Source organism: Neobacillus bataviensis LMG 21833 (genome assembly GCF_000307875.1).
GTDB classification, from domain to species: domain Bacteria; phylum Bacillota; class Bacilli; order Bacillales; family Cytobacillaceae; genus Neobacillus; species Neobacillus bataviensis.
In genome coordinates this window covers 59,733-74,354 of record NZ_AJLS01000124.1, presented here as the reverse complement: position 1 = coordinate 74,354, position 14,622 = coordinate 59,733, and the positions used below count along the sequence as shown (strand labels likewise).

The window sequence follows — 14,622 nt, the reverse complement described above, 5'->3', positions numbered from 1 at the left end:
ATAAAATAAACGGAAAAACGACCCTTATTTTTAAGGAAATATGGGTATTTCCCAATTTAACCGGAATTTTGCCGTTTATTTTTCTTACACAGTGAAATCAATATTCAGTTAAAACAGAGCCTAACCTTAAATAAATTTTCTGTATATCAATTTGCAAGTAAAATAATCCTTAAATCATTAAATGATTGACAATTATTTTCAACAACCAATTCCCATACACGGCTTGAATTACCGAAACCAAGCTGTGGCATAAACCGTGTCCATAATTCCATCTGCTCCTTTTGCGTTAAATGGATTCTCTCCCGTAAAAGTGTTTTGAGTTCTCCGTAGCTTAGATTTATGGCAGTCTGATTTCTAGTTTGTTGTTTTTGTTCTAGCATTTGCTGTAATAACTGCTTTTCCCGTTCCTGCTCCTGCTCTATCATTTCCTGCCTCAACTTTTCCCTTTGCCTTTCCTCAAATTTCCTTTGTTCATCTAGTACTCTTTGCTGCTCCTGAAATTGAATCTGAAGCAGCTGAAATTTCTTGATAAATTCCTTCCTATTTTCCTCTTCCACCTTTGGCTGGCTCAACAAGATTTCCTTTTTCACCACTAAAGCATCAGCAAAAGGAATCTCATATCCCTCATTTAATAGAAAGGCGCGGTATGGTTTTACCACCCGTTCCTTTAAGAACCGCATGACCTTCACAACTGTCCTGTCCTCATTGGAATAAATGTAATACAGACTTCTTACATCTACCGTTGGTGGATTCATTGAAACAGGGTAATTGTAATAAGAAAAAAAGTAACGATCCTTGACCAGTTCAGTAAGCATGGCATCCCACCTATTATCTTCTACGGTCTTAGAAGAAATCGATAATTCTGCATCCCACAGTACTAAGGCATTTTTACTCGTTTCAATTGATTGTTCTTCTTTTTCAATAAACCAAATTGGTTCCATCCCGTGCTCAAGGAAATATTGCTGTCTTTTGGTGATTTGATTTGCTAGTTTGCTATCCATGGAAGATGTAACACTCGTTACGATAGACAACCCATACTCCTTTTCACCAATCTTCATCCAAATATCCGGGTACTCTTTTAGTTCCGGTTTTGCTTTATAGCCATAATCAAGCTGAATCATTGAATTCATTTTAGCCTGGTTAGCCAGTTCATTATGGAGTATTGCAAGCATGGCATGATGATTCGTTGTTTCTCTAGCAAGCTGCTTTCTATACCTTTTTTCAGCCTGATCAATCTTCTTGGATATTTCACAGGCTTCCGAGTGTTGATGAGAAAAATATTGTCCTCTTTCTTCACCAAACTTGACGATTAATTTTGCTTTACAGTAAGGACATTGAAAAAGGCCTTTCTCCGCCAATTTCTTAAGGTTATCTACTTCTTCTCTGGTTGCTGAATCTGGTAGACTAGTCATTTCATTATCAATCACATGTAATGCTTCTCTCAAAATTTAGTCACCTCTAAAATTCCCTTTTTTTACAAGAATCTCCTTTTGTGAAATGGAAGTCAAGTGAAAATTTTATAAGATTCGAATCCATTGCAATCATGGTAGAAACTTGGACATTTCTTATCATCCTAATGCTTAAAGTAAAAAGGGCTTCCTTCCTCTTTTGTTAGATTCAGTTTGACTGGTTCATCACAACATGGACATGTGAATGCATTTTTCTAATCATGGAATTTTAATGAGGACAAATCCAAATAATAATATAATAAATTACAGATCATGAATTCCTTTCTAAAAAGAGTCCGTGAAGTAATTTACTTAATGTAAAAAGCGGGGTATTAATTTGAGAGAAACCATTTTAGCATCATTGGAAAAAATCGAAGAAGACAACCACGTTAAAATTCTTTTTGCTTGTGAATCAGGGAGCAGGGCTTGGCAATTCCCATCAAAAGATAGTGATTATGATGTCCGGTTTATTTATGTGCATAAAAAGGAAGAGTATCTAGCCATCGACCCAATTGGGATTGGGTCAAAACGTGATGTGATTGAATTACCGATCAATGACTTACTTGATATTACGGGTTGGGAATTGACGAAAGCTTTACGATTATTTAGAAAGTCCAATCCCCCATTAATGGAATGGCTGCGTTCAGGAATCGTATACTATCAAGCTTTTTCAACCATTGAGCAGATGCAAGAGCTAAGCAAAAGCATTTTCGCTCCCAACTCCTGTTTACATCACTATCTTAATATGGCAGCCAATAATTTCAGAGAATATTTACAAGGGGAAGAAGTGAAAATAAAAAAATATTTTTACGTTCTTAGACCCGTGTTAGCTGCAGGATGGATTGAAAAATATAATGAGTTTCCTCCATTAGAATTTTCAACATTAGTGAATCATTTAGTTCCAGAAGGCCCACTAAAGATTGAAATAAATACACTATTAAAAAGGAAATTGGACGGAGAAGAATTGGATAAAGAACCTAAAATCCAAGTAATCAATCAATTTCTAAATGAGGAAATCGAACGTCTTCGAGAATATGCTAGTTCACTTACTAGCGGTATACCCAACTTTACAACCAAACTAGATTTACTGTTCAGGAATACTCTTGAAGAAGTATGGAATTAGCAATAACGAGTATAAATGCTTATATAATGTATTAATGTTCATTAAAAGACATACATATATTACAAAATACACCACCAAAAAGGCCATAATTTCTTTATGTCCTTTTAATCATTTGTTCTGGAAATGATTTCCAAAAAGAAACAATCGAACCCCCTTACTATCTCCCATACATACCTTTTCATCGGGAAGCCAGTACCCAAGTATTCGATTTCAGTTACCGATATGATAAAATTTCCGTTGTGGTATTAATCGATAAAATTTTTTAGGAGTTTTTAAAATTGGGAAAAAAGAAGAGGAACAAATCCAAACTGAAACAAAAAGAAGATTTCGGAAGCGCAGAATTTTATTGTGCCAAATGTGATTACACGTTTGAAATCGACTGGGAAACGATTTGGGATATACAGGAGTGTACGCACGGGTACGTAGGATATCATTTAAATGATACTTTTATCTGTTGCGAAAAATGTGGTGAATTTATTGAAGATAAAGAAACAGTTGGGGTAAAGAATCCATCAAAAAAGCCATCCCAATTCATAATGGATGATGAACTTCCCTTTTAATAGAAATTATTAGTTATGATAAATACCCCAGTAATCCCCCGGGACTGCTCTCATGGTTTTTAATTTCCTGAAAGACCTTCCTATTGAGGACATTTTTCCTGCTTTCCTGCTAGTTTTGTCTTCAATAGCCCTTATTGAAGACATTTTTCCTGCTATCCAGCTGAGTTTTGTCCTCAATAGCCCTTATTGAAGACATTTTTCCTGCTATCCAGGCGAGTTTTGTCCCCAATAGCCCTTATTGAAGACATTTTTCCTGCTATCCAGGCGAGTTTTGTCCCCAATAGCCCTTTGTGATTTGATTGTTTGCCCCTCTAGAGTAAACCCGTTAAAAAAAACGCTAGTTCTTTAACTTTTTCTCAAAACAATCCACTTCGTTTGAGTGATTTGATCGAGCTGTTTTAAAATATTCAAAACCAACAGAACGCCAGAATCTTTGAGCTGTATGATTCTCTTTTAAAACTCCAATCCGTAAAACCCTCAATCCTTTTTCAACCATCTCTTTTTCAAAAATGAAATAGGCTTGCCTTCCAAATCCAAACCCTTGATAATCAGCATGAATCATTAACAACCCTAGCCATGGACACTGATCTTTTTCATTTAACAGTAAATAGTCGATAATACCAATATAAGTGTCATCAAACTTAATAAATAGGCTCTTTGTTTTGCCATTTAACAAGTCCTCTTTTACTTCCTCAAGTGTTCGTCTTTCCTTTCCATGCTCCAGCTGAATGTATTCTGGATTTGAATTGATGATTTCAATGACTATATACAATGTTTCTTCTGTTATTTCTTCAAAATGGATTGAATCCAATTTTTATCACACCTTATAAATCCGTATTTTATTTTCCACTTTGCTAAGTAAATACTTTTCACATTCCATTCTATTTTACCATTGCAAACATTGCCTTTAAAGCCTGCCATTAACTACAAAAAAGTGCCAGGCCCACCCATTTTTTTGATGGTGCCTGGCACTCAAGTCTCTAGATAAATCTCGGGGAATAGAAAAAAGAAAAACCAACATGAATGTTGGCTCTTCAAAAATTGAATATGGTTTTGTTCAGGCACCGACTGCATTTTTTCCTCTTGATTTAACATGATACATAGCGCTATCAGCACTTTTTAATAGGGTTGAAGGAGTATCACCATGTTTAGATATGGCAACGCCAATACTAGCAGAAATCCACAAATCATGCACGTTTAATTGTAACTTCTTCAAGATTTCCTGCGCTGTTTCGATTGATTTTTCTTGATCCGCCCCTACTAACATGACAATAAACTCATCGCCCCCAAGGCGGCTTACAAACATGGAATCACGACAGCAATGTTTTAACTGATTCGCTACTTTTATTAATATGCGATCTCCCTCATCATGACCATAGGTATCATTCACTTTTTTAAATCCGTCTAAATCAACAAACAACAAGGAAACAGATGGTTCACCCTGTAAGGATTCAGATAATCTTTCCATGAAATAATGCCGGTTTGGAAGACTTGTAAGCGAATCATACAAGGCTAAATGCTTTAATTTTTGATTCAAACTTTGCAGCTGCATTTGTTTTTCGGTTAGTTTTTCAGACAATAGTCCAACACCAATCGCACACAAAAAAGTAACGATGGCCACACCGATATGAAGGGATAATTCTTGGTTGACTAATTCCGCCATCCGCAGATATTTTTCATACATAAACCAAAACAGGTGATAGACATTAACCGCCAATGCCGCAAAGACCCCACCGGCAAATCCTAAATAATAGGAAAAAATAAAGCAAGGGAATAACAGTAAAAACCAAACCATATCATCAATATAAAACATATCCAATCTAGCTAAAAAGCCCGGAATGACTGTTAATATGATGCACAGCCCCAAGACCATTTTAGGCATTCTTTGAATCGATTCCCACTTAACACTTAACGACATTATGTTCTTTCCCCTTCGATTCTGTATTATCTTTGATATTATCACATTTTGTCGAAAATTGGAGTATAGACAAATAAATTACATAAATTACAATTATCTATATGGTCAATATATCAGGAGTTTTTTTGTTGCAATATAACTGAATATAAATTAAAATTATTGCATAAAAATTCAATATTATTTAGAAAAATAACTACCTAGGAGGAGCAATCATGATCCAGACAAAATTAGTAGATTCAGAGCTTGCTGAATGGACGATTCAGCAGCGCCGCCATTTTCATATGCACCCTGAGCTTTCAGGACAAGAATATAGAACAGCAGCCTATGTTAAGGAGAAATTAACCGAATTTGGTATACCTCTCGATTCGCGGTTTTCCGCACCGAATGTAATTGCCTTATTTAAAGGAACAGAAGGAAAAAAGACGATTGCGCTTAGAGCCGATATGGACGCCCTTCCGCTTCAGGAAGAGGGAGACAACAAGCCGTATATTTCAACCGTACCCGGTGTGATGCACGGCTGCGGCCATGATGGCCATACCGCAACACTGCTTGGGGCGGCTAAGTGGATGAGTGAAAACCCAAAGCTCGTTAAAAACAATATTGTATTAATTTTTCAAAGCTCCGAGGAGGCTTCTCCAAGCGGAGCCCAGCAGCTTGTAAAAGAGGGTGTACTTGAGGGTGTCGATGTGATTTATGGCATTCATTATATTTCCGGTATGCCGCTTGGGGAAATTGGCTTCGCCACCGGCTATGCGATGGCATCGTGTGACGATTTTGAGATCACAATTGAAGGAAAAGGCGGACACGGCGGTTATCCACACGAAACGGTAGACCCCATCTATATCGCGACCCATCTGATTCAGGCATTTCAATCAATTGTCAGCCGAAACCTGAATCCGCTTCATGCCGGGGTCATTTCGATTGGCGGGATGCAAGCTGGCCATTCTTTTAATGTGATTCCGGAAAAGGTTTCAATTCAAGGAACGATTCGGGCGATGACGTTTGAAGCTGCTGAATTGATGCACCAAAAAACGGCTCAATTAACTGAATCGCTATGTGCAAGCTTTGGCGCCAAAGGGCACTACCGCTTGATTGAGGGAACGGTACCATTGTACAACCACCCTGAGGCATGCGAAGCAGCGAAAGAAATTATTGAAAAATCCTTTGGCGAAGGGGTCTTTGCGGAAAAGGAACCTGTTATGGGGGCCGAGGATTTCTCCTATTATGTAAAAGAAAAAACAGGCGCCTTCATCAATGTCGGGATGCGAAGCGAAAAAAGCCAATACCCGCACCACCATCCTAAATTCGACATCGACGAAGCTGCCATCCCAGCTGGCATCGAATTAATGATTCAATTAGCATTAAATGCATAAATGAATAGATGAAGCACGGGAGTTGTTCCATTCCCGTGCTTCATTTTTGGTTTCATTAGGAATAATTGATAAAGAAAACTCGCCAATTGGCGAGTTTTCTATTAATCTAATTCAATCCCATGGTTCCTCTTCTTCCAAATTAGAAGATATTTTCTACAAATATTTGAACGATGAGTGCCATTGTCACAATCCTCAGAATCGGTTTTACATATTGTGGCTTTAGTTTTTGAGCGATCCGCACACCAATTTGCGCACCTGTTAGGGATCCCAGCAGCAGCGCTAGTGTAACCGGCCAAATGATTTTACCTGTAGCGACGTAGGTAATGGCTGCCCCAAAACAACTTGAAAAAGTAGCAAGACGAACCAAACCAACTCCACGAATGTAAGCAATATTTAAATATCCAAACAAATAAAGCATCAAAGTCCCTTGACCTGGGCCAAATAGACCATCATAGATTCCAATACTGTAGAGTCCCGGTACACTAATTTTATTTAACTTTAAAGGTTCATTGCCACTGAAGTTTCCTTTTCCTATAAATGAGACAACAAATGCAAATATCAGGAGCGCAATTGCAACAATATACATGTTTTCTCCTGAAATCCGCGACGCAATAAAGCCCCCGCTGATTCCGCCACAAATACTGATTGGAATGATCCAAAATGATTCCTTTAGGGAAATTTCCTTCTTTTTAAGAAGGTAAAAAAAACTTGAGAACGAGCTAACGGTGTTTGATACTTTATTTGCCCCAATCGCCGAGTGAACTGGTATCCCCATGATCAGCATTGCTGGAAGGCTGATTAATCCCCCGCCTCCAGCCAAAGTGCCCAATGTCGTGGCACAAATTCCAATGAAAAAGAGAATAACATATTCCATCATCTTCCACCCCCTGGCTATCTAAATCAAGTATAGTACCAATTTAACAATAAATAAATTTACTCTTTTTAATAAAAAGCAATAAGAATTTCTTATGTTAAAAATTTACGAACCCCTACATAATGCCCTTCTCGATTACATTTGTTAATTTTTCTAAATAAGCCCCTGCTATTTCCATTTTCGCTCCGTACCAAAACATTTCACCGTCTACTAAAAGGATTTTTGTATTCGGAAGAAATGCTTGAAATTCTGATATATGTTTTTCTTGAAATGGAAATGGTTCGGAAGCAAGCAAAAGCACATCAAGATTGGCATCCGCAAGCTCTTCCTTAGTAACCATGGGATACCTTGATTCTCCCCTTTCGAAGGGGTTTTGGAAACCAAGTGTATGTAATACATCATTAATATAAGTCGTTCCACCAACCACCATATATGGTTTTCTCCAAATTACATAGGCAGCATTTTGATTCCGCTGATATAGAAGATTACTGAAGGATGATTTGCAGGATGTGATGAGGCGTTCAGCCGCCTGGTCTCTATTCGTCAATAATCCCAGCGTTTCTATCAGCCGGTAGGATTCGGCTATCTTTTGTACCTCCATAACGAAAACAGGAGCAATTTTTTCAAGTGCAAGCACAATCTCTTTTGTGTTTTCTTCTTTTTCCGCTAGTATGAGATCGGGTTGTAGATCACGTATTAATTCCACATTCACTTCTTTAGTACCGCCCACGATTGGGACATTCTCTACAATCTCTTTAGGAAAAATGCAATATTTAGTGCGGCCGACTATTTCTTTCTCAAGACCTAGGGCAAAGAGTGTCTCCGTAATGGCAGGACAAATAGAAATAATGCGTTTGGGCACGGTGGTAATATTCACCTGCCTCCCAAGATGGTCAGTTAAAAAATGTGTCATCAAATTCCCCCTCTGTGTTAATCATGTCTCTAAATAGATATGCACACTCTCTAACTACTACTTAACTATTTCAGACTAGATTTCATCACCCTAATTGCCTTTTATACTTGAATTATACTTAAGATAATTGGAATCGTCATCCATTTATTAACTAATTTGTGAATTGATCATGAAGACCATTCCGATTGGTTTCCATAATGAAAAGAGTCATAATATACAAGGTTTGTTTGGTGAACCCCGTATATTATGACTCTTTTATTAAATGGATGGATTTCCAAACTTCTTTATCTTACATACCAAGGTTTTTTCTAAATTTCCCTACTAACGAATATAAAACTGGTACAAAGATTAAAGTCAGTAGGGTCGATGTGGTAAGGCCGCCAATTACGGTGACGGCTAATCCTTTTGAAATTAGACCGGATGAAGCTGATGTTGACATCGCTAGTGGCACGAGGGCAAAGATGGTCGCAAAGGCTGTCATTAAAATTGGGCGTAAGCGCGTCTTTGCTGCTTCCACAATCGCCTCTTGCAGCTCGATTCCTTGCTTGCGGTTGGCTTCCACACGGTCAAGTAAAACAACCGCGTTGGTCACAACGACACCAATCAGCATTAACATGCCGATCAAGGCACTCATCGAAAGCGGCTGTCCGCTTATTAATAAACCGCCGAGCGCTCCAATTGGAACAAAAATGAGCGATGAAAGAATCACAAGCGGTGTTAGAATGCCGCCAAATGTGACACTTAATACTAGGAATACAAGGCCGATGGCAGCCCCCATCGCTATTCCCATATTCGAAAAACCATCCTGGATCATTTTTAAACCGCCGCCATACGTAACATCAACGCCATTTAGCAATGACAAGGAGTTTATATCCTTTTTCACTTCCTTTGTGACCTTGGCCGTGTTATTTCCTTTGATGACCGCCGATACTTTTACAAGTGGTTTTCCGTCGTCATGATACAAGGTTGTTGGAACCTTTACTTCATCGATAGTCGCAACATTACTTACCTTTTTCATGCCCTCCATCGTCTTGATATCAATATTTTCAATATCCGCTTTTGAAGACAATTTTTTATCATAGCTTAAGGTTACCTCTTGGGTATTCCCATCTATTTCGTATTCACCAACAGTGACTGGTGACAAGTATTCACGAATGGCCTGCATGAGCTGAAGGTACTGTACCCCGGCATTTTCTCCGTCTTTACTGATGACCAGCTGCCATTTCACTTGCTCGTCACCTAAATTACTCGTTATATTTTTCAATTGATTATTTTTTGAAAGCATGGTAGTAACTTTGTCTGATGCGTCCGTTAACTTCGCTAAATCAGAACTATACAGTTGAATATCAATCGTATTCCCTGATGGCGGTCCGCTTTTTTGCGTTTCGCTAAACGTAACACTTGAATCTTTAAAATCCTTCTGAACAATTTCTTCAAAATTCTTTTGATACGAACTCATGACGTCATTTACTTTTTGCCCATTTTTCAATTGGATGAAAAATTTAATTTTATTGCTGCTGCCACCACCCATTTGCATGCCGCGTCCATTTGACAACCCGATGGATACTTGACTGTAGTCAATCTCAGGCTGATTTTTCAAAAAGGATTCGACTTGCTTGGCGACAGCATCCATTTGGTCAATACTTACTGTACTTGATAGCGTTACATCTGCTTGCATCGCATTTGAGTCATCTGCCGGCAGGAACGAAATGCCAAGTTTCGGAATCAATGCAAACGAACCGACAAGAAGAAGGATGGATAATGTCATGACCAGCCCCTTTTTGCGGAACGACCCTCTTAGCAATTTCTCGTAAAGACCCGCAAGTCTGCTTCTCTTTTCGACATGCTTGACCTTCTTAAAGAAGATACTTCCTAACACCGGGATCAAAATGACGGCAACGATTAAAGAAACCGAAATCGAAAATACGACGGCAAGCGCAAACGGCCGAAACATTTCACCAATAATTCCGCCAACAAACGCGAGCGGCAGGAATACAACAAGCGTTGCTAAGGTGGAGGATGTGACTGCACCAAACACTTCTTTAGTCGCATGAAGGGCTACTTCCTTCATACTTAGATTTTGCCCTTTTTCCTGGCGCCAGCGGTAGATATTTTCGATGACGACAATACTGTCATCAATGATCCTTCCGACGGCAACAGCCATCCCGCCAAGAGTCATAATATTAAGGGTATAATTAAATTGATGCAGCAAGGCAATCGTCGACAAAATCGATAATGGCAACGATACAATCGCAATTACGGTCGCGCGAATATTACGTAAGAACAGCAGGATAACAATCACGGCAAAAAGAACACCAAACCCGCCCTCTTTTACGAGAGAAGAGATAGACGATTCGACTTCTTTTCCTTGGTCCTGAACCGTATACAATGTAAAATGGTTGTCCTTTTTAAACGTGGTGATTTTATCTTTTACGTTCCTTACCACTTCCGCTGTATTGGCATCTTGTGTCTTGGTCACAGAAATTAAGTAGCTCTCTTTTCCATTGAAACGAGATATCTCTGTCTGGTCTGTTATCGTTTTGATTTCGGCAATATCCGAAAGCTTCACTTTTACTGGCTCTGGTGGGAGATTTGCATTCATTCCTTGTTGTGAAAAACCGGCCTGGTTATTCGGCTGCGCACTTGCTTGTTCGGCAGCGCTTCTTGCTTGACTACTAGCTTTTTGCGTAGGCTGCCCAACCGTGATTTCCAAAGCGGTTAACTCTTTTAGGCTTTTCATATCCCCTTGCATCTCAAGCGGTATATTTGTTCCCTCATTGTTTACCTGGCCAAGAGAAACTTTATAATTTTTCATTTGAATGGCATCTCTAATCGTTTGCAAGTCAAGGCCATACTCTTTTGCTTTTTCTCGATTCAACTCGATTGAGATTTTTTGAGTCTTGGCCCCTTGAAGTGTGACTGTTCCGACGCCGTCAACCTTCTCAAGTGTAGGAACAAGGTCGTTTCCAATTAGTGCTTGGGCATTTTGGCTTGAGTTATCAGCAGCAATGGCAGCCTGATAAACGGCTTGTGCCCCCATATCAATTTGTCTAATCTCGACCTTTGCCCCATCAGGTACCTTAATCTTGCCAATAACCTCTTCCAGTTTTGTTTTTTGCTTATCAATATCCGTCCCATATGGAAAATTGACAGAGATGGTCGCACCATTGTTTCTTGAGGTGCTTGTTAAGGTATCATATCCTTTTTGCTGTTTAATGCTCTCTTCGATTGGTCTTGTTAGTTGTTCTTCTAATTCCTGCGTGGAATGACCCATATAAGTGGCTTGGACAAATAGGGCTGGAAACGTGACGTTCGGGAAGGTTTCTACTTTTATTTTATTCGTAGAATAGATCCCGCTCGCAATCACTAGCACCACAAGTAACAGAATAGCCACGGTATTTTTCAAGCTTAACTTTAATATATTGCTCAAACCAAACACCCCTTCTTCGATGATTACCAAAGAAAATATATACTAGTTTTGTGTCCTGAATGTGGCCTGGTGAATATTTTTCAAAAAAAAGACCCTAATCCATGATTAGAGTCCTCCTAGTATGCTATTTATCTATGGAAATTTTAATCGAAATTAGTTCAACATCCATCTGAACATATAAGGCAGAATAAGATCCGACCTTATCAATTCTCCCCCAAAATCCTGAACTTACTATAGAATCACCAGCTCTTACTCAAATGTACCTTTTACAATCGCCACTTTATTTTTTACCATCACTCTTCCTTTTGCGATAACAGTATCAATTTCTAGTGTCTCTTTATCTAGTAAAACAATGTCAGCGTCCGTTCCTTCCTCGATCCTGCCCTTGTGTGCCAGCTTTAGCACATTTGCAGGGTTTAACGTAATGACTTGTAATGCCTGTTCTAATGAAATCCCTTCTTCTAGAACTGAATCTCTTGCCTCATTAAATAATGAAGAAACCTTTCCAACCTGAAGTCCTGTTAACTCTCCTTTCCGGTTAAAAGACGGCAGGCTGCCTTGTCCATCTGAAGAAAATGTAATATTTTCAATCGGAACCCCATCATTCAGCATAATCTTTAAGCCTTTGCTACACTTCACTTCCCCTTCTTCTAAAAACTGCGGGATCGTACTCGTCGTTAAATCCACATATCCGCCATTTTTGGCATAATGAATCCCAGCCCTAAATAATTCTTCCGTTCGGTTAATATGGGTTGGATGAAACTGAGAAATTGGAATATTGGTCTTACTAACTACTTCCTCAAGCAAAGAAAGCTTTTCTTCACCATCCCCGACATGAATTTCTACTACACCCGCTTTGCCCGATAAAATTCCGCCATTTCGTGCAGCTGTGGCAACCTTTGCAATTTCATCAAACGTCGGCTCAGATGACCGATGGTCGGAAATGGCTATTTCTCCGACCCCGATTATTTTGTCAATAAAAATAATATCTTTCTCTATTTTGTCCGTTAACGTATTTACCGGAAGCTGGTACGAACCTGAATGAATATAACACGTTACACCCTCTTCTTCTAACCCCCGCGCTTTAGCAAGCAAGTTTTCCATTCGGCGTGTTGTCCCATCTGTTCCAAGGACACCCACAACCGTAGTAATGCCCGAAGTGGTTAAACTAGTTAAGTTCAATTCCGGTGTCCGTGTCTTGAAGCCTCCTTCACCTCCGCCGCCAATGATATGAACATGGGCATCGATAAATCCTGGTACAACCACTTGATTCGATGCATCAATCACCGTAATCGGAACAAAATTCTCCGGATTTTCAATCAATTCGTTTACATAGCCAATTTTGCTATCGACTAATAAAATATCTTTCTTCCCTAAATAATGTGGGGCATACACTTCCCCATCTTTAATCAATGTAAGCAACTGCCATTCTCCTCCTTAGTTACACCTCAGATGTTTTTTACCTTTAAAATGGACCGTAATTAATCGCATGCGCGATAACAACCGCAATTAATCCGATTACAAATTGAATGATGACCAACGGCAGAACCCATTTCGCCCATTTCGTCCACGGGATTCCAGCAATCGCTAAACCGGCCATTAATGTACCGGCAGTCGGGAAAATAATATTTCCAATTCCGTCAGCAAATGAGAAAGATAATACAGCTGTCTGTCTCGTAATATCAAGTAAATCAGCAAGCGGGGCCATAATTGGCATCGTTAACATCGCATGCCCGCTTCCTGACGCTAAGATAAAATGAATAACTGATTGGAAGCCATACATCCCAATAACACTGATTGTTCCCGGAACATGTCTAATGGCTTCAGACACCCCGTGCAACATAGGGTCGACAATATGCCCTTGGTTCAATACAACCAATGTCGCTCTCGATACACCGATAATTAAAGCACCGCTGATTAAAGCAGCAGAGCCGCTCGTAAAATTTTTCACGATATTGTCTACAGAAAGTTTTCCAATAATCCCAACGACAATTGTTAAAATAATAAATAAGGCAGCAATCTCTGAAAGATACCATTCAAATTTAATAACACCAAATGCTAGAACAACATAGTTTAATAGAAAAGCTCCAAGAATGAGCTTGTGCTTTGTTGTTAGATTGACCTTCGATTGAAGCAGCTTATCCGCATGTTCCCTGTTGTAATTTCCATAGAAACCTAGCGCAGGATTTCGTTTTACTTTCATCGCATATCGATAGACGAATATGACAGACACAAGGTAAACAACCACAAACAAGATAAGGCGCAGCCCTATCCCAGAGAATAGTGGCAGTTCAGCAATCCCCTGGGCAATCCCTACTGTAAATGGGTTCATAACGGCGGTTGTAAAACCTGCGGCGGCGCCAAGCAACACAATTGCCATACCCGTAATCGTATCAAAACCGAGGGCCAACGCAAGCGGAATTAATAGTGGAATATAGGCTAGTCCCTCTTCCGCCATTCCCATTAACGATCCCCCGGCGGCAAAGAATAGCATCATGATCGGTATTAATAGCTTTTCTCGCTTCGCTAACTTCTTTGCCATTGTCGCAATTAATACATCAATCGTACCTGTCGCACTGAATACACCAAAAAAACCGCCAATAATTAAGACAAAGAAAATAATACCACCGGCTTCAACCATCCCTTTATGGAGGGCTTGCACCATATCAAATGGGTTGACAGGTGTGGATTCCGTCCATTTAAACGAATCCGCCTCTACGATTGTCCGTCCATCCACTTCAACGCGATTGTATTCCCCTGCCGGCAAAATATAGGTTAATATCATTGCCGCTACAACCACACAGAATAATAAAGCAAACACATTTATTTGCATTGGTTTTTTTGTTGGTGGAACCGATTCCACCTTTTTACCCAATTGACTCATCATACCATCTCCTAATTTTGTGTTTTCATGCAATCTTCCTAATTAATATGCAATTTCCGTGCCAATCGCGAAGGAGTATACTAATTCAAAAAAATCTAT

General features: G+C 39.4%; 11 protein-coding genes. 3 read left to right on the top strand and 8 right to left on the bottom strand.

What is annotated here, in order from left to right; genetic code table 11:
• Positions 1-146: 146 nt before the first annotated feature.
• Complete coding sequence (locus BABA_RS17850) at positions 147-1,445, bottom strand: competence protein CoiA family protein (protein WP_007086625.1); 1,299 nt, start codon at positions 1,443-1,445, stop codon at positions 147-149.
• Between the two features lie 340 nt (positions 1,446-1,785).
• Between BABA_RS17850 and BABA_RS17845 the strand changes: the two genes are divergently transcribed.
• Both BABA_RS17845 and BABA_RS17840 read left to right on the top strand, forming a co-directional pair.
• Entirely contained in the window at positions 1,786-2,571 is a 786-nt protein-coding gene (locus BABA_RS17845) for a nucleotidyltransferase domain-containing protein (RefSeq protein ID WP_007086624.1), read from the top strand.
• A 278-nt stretch (positions 2,572-2,849) separates the two neighbouring features.
• Complete coding sequence (locus BABA_RS17840) at positions 2,850-3,131, top strand: hypothetical protein (RefSeq protein WP_007086623.1); 282 nt, start codon at positions 2,850-2,852, stop codon at positions 3,129-3,131.
• Between the two features lie 337 nt (positions 3,132-3,468).
• Here the strand turns inward: BABA_RS17840 and BABA_RS17835 are convergent, their stop codons facing one another.
• Both BABA_RS17835 and BABA_RS17830 read right to left on the bottom strand, forming a co-directional pair.
• On the bottom strand, positions 3,469-3,942 hold the full coding sequence (locus BABA_RS17835; protein WP_007086622.1) for a GNAT family N-acetyltransferase: 474 nt from the start codon (positions 3,940-3,942) through the stop codon (positions 3,469-3,471).
• A 246-nt stretch (positions 3,943-4,188) separates the two neighbouring features.
• On the bottom strand, positions 4,189-5,049 hold the full coding sequence (locus BABA_RS17830; RefSeq protein ID WP_007086621.1) for a GGDEF domain-containing protein: 861 nt from the start codon (positions 5,047-5,049) through the stop codon (positions 4,189-4,191).
• Between the two features lie 212 nt (positions 5,050-5,261).
• Between BABA_RS17830 and BABA_RS17825 the strand changes: the two genes are divergently transcribed.
• Positions 5,262-6,422 carry a M20 metallopeptidase family protein gene (locus BABA_RS17825; protein ID WP_007086620.1) on the top strand — a complete coding sequence of 387 codons (1,161 nt, stop codon included), beginning with the start codon at positions 5,262-5,264 and terminating at the stop codon, positions 6,420-6,422.
• A gap of 139 nt (positions 6,423-6,561) precedes the next feature.
• Here BABA_RS17825 and BABA_RS17820 read toward each other — a convergent pair whose 3' ends face one another.
• The 5 genes from BABA_RS17820 to BABA_RS17800 all read right to left on the bottom strand — a co-directional run bounded on the left by BABA_RS17820 (position 6,562) and on the right by BABA_RS17800 (position 14,523).
• Complete coding sequence (locus BABA_RS17820) at positions 6,562-7,296, bottom strand: sulfite exporter TauE/SafE family protein (RefSeq protein WP_007086619.1); 735 nt, start codon at positions 7,294-7,296, stop codon at positions 6,562-6,564.
• A gap of 115 nt (positions 7,297-7,411) precedes the next feature.
• Positions 7,412-8,209, bottom strand: a complete 798-nt coding sequence (locus BABA_RS17815) for an ABC transporter substrate-binding protein (protein ID WP_007086618.1) — start codon at positions 8,207-8,209, stop codon at positions 7,412-7,414.
• Between the two features lie 289 nt (positions 8,210-8,498).
• A complete protein-coding gene (locus tag BABA_RS17810; RefSeq protein WP_007086617.1) occupies positions 8,499-11,639 on the bottom strand; it encodes an efflux RND transporter permease subunit in 3,141 nt (1,046 codons plus the stop codon).
• A gap of 249 nt (positions 11,640-11,888) precedes the next feature.
• Positions 11,889-13,061, bottom strand: a complete 1,173-nt coding sequence (iadA, locus tag BABA_RS17805; protein WP_007086616.1) for a beta-aspartyl-peptidase — start codon at positions 13,059-13,061, stop codon at positions 11,889-11,891.
• Positions 13,062-13,104: 43 nt separating this feature from the next.
• Entirely contained in the window at positions 13,105-14,523 is a 1,419-nt protein-coding gene (locus BABA_RS17800; RefSeq protein ID WP_007086615.1) for a YfcC family protein, read from the bottom strand.
• Between the last annotated feature and the right edge of the window lie 99 nt (positions 14,524-14,622).